The 2,857-nt window shown below is 62.4% G+C and carries 5 protein-coding genes; 2 read left to right on the top strand and 3 right to left on the bottom strand.

Annotated features, from left to right (window positions below; translation table 11 throughout):
• The coding region (locus tag AB0T83_RS20130) for an IS21 family transposase (RefSeq protein WP_494516551.1) at positions 1-465 on the bottom strand (465 nt) is incomplete at its 3' end.
• Positions 466-681: 216 nt separating this feature from the next.
• Between AB0T83_RS20130 and AB0T83_RS20135 the strand changes: the two genes are divergently transcribed.
• A complete protein-coding gene (locus AB0T83_RS20135) occupies positions 682-1,704 on the top strand; it encodes an IS110 family RNA-guided transposase (RefSeq protein WP_366194981.1) in 1,023 nt (340 codons plus the stop codon).
• A 213-nt stretch (positions 1,705-1,917) separates the two neighbouring features.
• Here AB0T83_RS20135 and AB0T83_RS20140 read toward each other — a convergent pair whose 3' ends face one another.
• The gene (locus AB0T83_RS20140; protein ID WP_366194982.1) at positions 1,918-2,439 is read right to left on the bottom strand and encodes an IS110 family transposase; all 522 of its coding nucleotides are present in this window, start codon (positions 2,437-2,439) and stop codon (positions 1,918-1,920) included.
• Here AB0T83_RS20140 and AB0T83_RS20145 point away from each other — a divergent pair.
• Positions 2,387-2,671, top strand: coding sequence for an integrase core domain-containing protein (locus AB0T83_RS20145; protein ID WP_366194983.1), 285 nt, complete (start codon positions 2,387-2,389; stop codon positions 2,669-2,671). The genes AB0T83_RS20140 and AB0T83_RS20145 overlap by 53 nt on opposite strands.
• Positions 2,672-2,722: 51 nt before the next feature.
• Here AB0T83_RS20145 and AB0T83_RS20150 read toward each other — a convergent pair whose 3' ends face one another.
• Positions 2,723-2,857, bottom strand: a complete 135-nt coding sequence (locus AB0T83_RS20150; protein WP_366194984.1) for a transposase — start codon at positions 2,855-2,857, stop codon at positions 2,723-2,725.

A 2,857-nucleotide genomic window follows, 5' to 3' on the forward strand; every position in this document is an offset into this window, starting at 1 on the left:
GGGACAGGCCACGACAAAGGGCTTGCGGCTGTGGCACAGGCGGAAATGGGCAACCTTCACCTTCTGCCCGACACCGCCCGGAACAACCCGTTCTTCGCTCCAGTCACATTGCAGCGCGTCACCTGCCGCAGAATGCAGCGGGATAAAAGCCTCGCCCGAACCGGTACCGGCCCGCTTCGGATCGCGGACAAATCGATGAACCGGCGAACAGGAACCGGTGTAGCCGTCCACCACGAGCCGCTCATAAAGCTTCCGGGCCGTCCGCCGCTCCCGGCGTGGCCGCTTCCGGTCCTGATCGAACAGCTCCTGAAGCCGAAGATCAAACCCGTTGCACAGTTTGTGCCGAACCGGCGGGGCCTGGCGCTGGTAGCCCGGCGGGCCATCGTCCTTCAGATCCTTCTTGATCGCGTTCCGCGATGGTCCCGCCGCCCGCGCAAAAGACCGGATGCTGCGTCCGCAACCCATACCCACCGTCGGAACTTCGACACGCTTTCCATCAGGAACACCTGCGCTTTCCTCCGCACGTTTTGTGCGGATGTTAACGAAAACCGGTGGATCAATATTACTCGCTCATAACCCACCCATGTGGGTCAATTTTGATGGGGTGGATGCCCCCGCCCGACGGCATCGCGATGTGCCAAGATGGTGATGCTGAAGTCACCATAGGGAGAGGAGGCATCCATGGATGAGATTAGCATCGTCGGCGTCGACCTGGCAAAGCAGGTCTTCCAGATTCATGGCGCTACGGCGGACGGGCGCACGGTTTTCCGCAAGAAGCTGTTCCGGCCACAGTTCGCGAAGTTCATGGCAGCCTTGCCGCCGTGCATCGTGGCAATGGAGGCCTGCGGGACCGCGCATTACTGGGGCCGGGAACTCGCCGGGCTCGGCCATGACATCCGGCTCATCCCGCCTGTCTATGTCAAACCCTTCGTGAAGCGGCAAAAGAACGATGCCGCGGATGCGGAAGCGATTGCCGAGGCGGTCCAGCGGCCGAACATGCGGACGGTGGCGGTGAAGAGCGCCGCGCAGCAAGCCCGCGCGATGCTCTTCCGCACCCGCGATCTGCTGGTTGGTCAGCGCACCCAGCTGGTCAATGCACTGCGTGGCCATCTCGCCGAACACGGCATCCTTCTGGGCAAGGGCATCGGCAACGTCGAGCGCCTCGCCCCTCGCCTGGAAGAGGATGACCTGCCGGACCTGGTCCGGCGCCTGGGGCGGCTCTATCTCGATCAGATCGCACGACTGGGAGCCGAGATCGAAAAGCCGGACAAGCGCATCGTTGCGGCCGCGAAGGAAAACGGGGTGGCCCGAAGGCTCCAGACCATGCCCGGGATCGGCCCGGTCTGCGCGATGGCGATTACCGCCTTCGCACCGGACATGCGTGAGTTCCGACGAGGGCGCGACTTCGCGGCCTGGCTTGGTCTTGTGCCGCGACAGCATTCAAGTGGGGGCAAGCAGAAGCTGGGCCGAACCTCGAAGATGGGGCAGCGCGACATCCGACGCCTGCTGATCGTGGGGGCGATGTCGATCGTGCATTGGAGAGGCCGCGACGGCGGGCGGCCAGGATCATGGCTCGCGCGCATGCTGGCCCGAAAGCCGCGCATGTTGGTGGCCATCGCGCTGGCCAACAAGATGGCCCGCATGCTCTGGGCCATGCTCGTGCGAGACGAGGATTATCGAGATCCGACCGGCGCGGTCTGCTGACCGCGGCGTGCGGAGCGTCGGCGATGTGAGGAGAGCGATGACCCGTATGGGCAAATGATCGAACAGATCCGGGTTGGGAAAATCAGTGGCATGCAACGAGCCCAGAGCTCGCAATTTTGATCTGGCCCCCGATCCGCGCATCACCATACCGGCCCGCGGCATGACTTGGCCGCACCTGAGAGGCCTGAAACATGACCGCACTCGATCACTCGCTCAAAAGGTCAAAAAATTCTTGCATCGAAGGGGGCATCCAAAAATGCATGCCGATTCACAGAATGGCCGCAGCAGCCCACGGATCTCATTCTCGTGGTCAAGCAGCTTGTTGACGAAGAACTCGCGCGACATCAGAAGCGTGCGCATCACCTGGCTCGCGGTCGACTTCACGCGCACAGCCTTGAACCAACCCGAGCGAATGAGCTGTGCCAGGGATCGCGCGTCATTGCGATCGTTCTTGTTGCGGGTCATGGCAACCATTGCGGCCTTGGCATGCCTCGCCTCAATGCACACCGCTGGCGGTCCCGCGCTCGTGAGCCCTTTGTAGAGCCACTGAGACAAGGGCCCGGCCTCGAAACCGACACGTTCGTAGGTTCCATCGATCCCGCCCAAGACTTCACCGATATCGACAGGGTCCGATCCCGCTTTCGCCTCAAGGATCATTCCGCCATTGGCATCGACGACGCAGATGCTGGTCGTCTCAAGCGATACGTCGAGGCCTGCATACAATACTTCGGTCATAGTCGTTCTCCCGGTTTTGGATCTACCGGCAAGAAGACGACCGGCGCTCCCGGGGACTGAGCCCCGACCATGCCATCTCAACGAAACCCTGTTCTCAACGCTGGCCGAAGCCCGCGAGAAGACCGGCGCATGGAAAGAGGACGACGACCGCAACAGACCTCACGCATCCCTCGGCAACCTCACGCCGAAGGTGATTGCAATGAAATCGAGACTGGAAACCAAGGCCGCATGAAGCCAGCAATCAACTGACGGATCCTCCCGAAAGATGGAGGAAAGTCGGGGCTCAGGTCACGCGCATCATGCCATGGCCACAGAGGGACACCCGGGCCACATGTTGGCTTTCTCCCGACGGCTCGAGGGGTGGCGTCAGCCCCAGGATCGGCCCCACGGCGCGGGAACTTCGAAAGCGCGCCGGGAT

This window comes from Meridianimarinicoccus marinus, from assembly GCF_040689105.1.
In the GTDB taxonomy this organism is placed as follows: domain Bacteria; phylum Pseudomonadota; class Alphaproteobacteria; order Rhodobacterales; family Rhodobacteraceae; genus Meridianimarinicoccus; species Meridianimarinicoccus marinus.

Coding starts and splice junctions, on each gene's coding strand:
- AB0T83_RS20135 (WP_366194981.1), top strand. CDS start 682: ATGGATGAGATTAGCATCGTCGGCGTCGACCTGGCAAAGCAGGTCTTC.
- AB0T83_RS20145 (WP_366194983.1), top strand. CDS start 2,387: ATGCTGGTCGTCTCAAGCGATACGTCGAGGCCTGCATACAATACTTCG.
- AB0T83_RS20140 (WP_366194982.1), bottom strand. CDS start 2,439: ATGACCGAAGTATTGTATGCAGGCCTCGACGTATCGCTTGAGACGACC.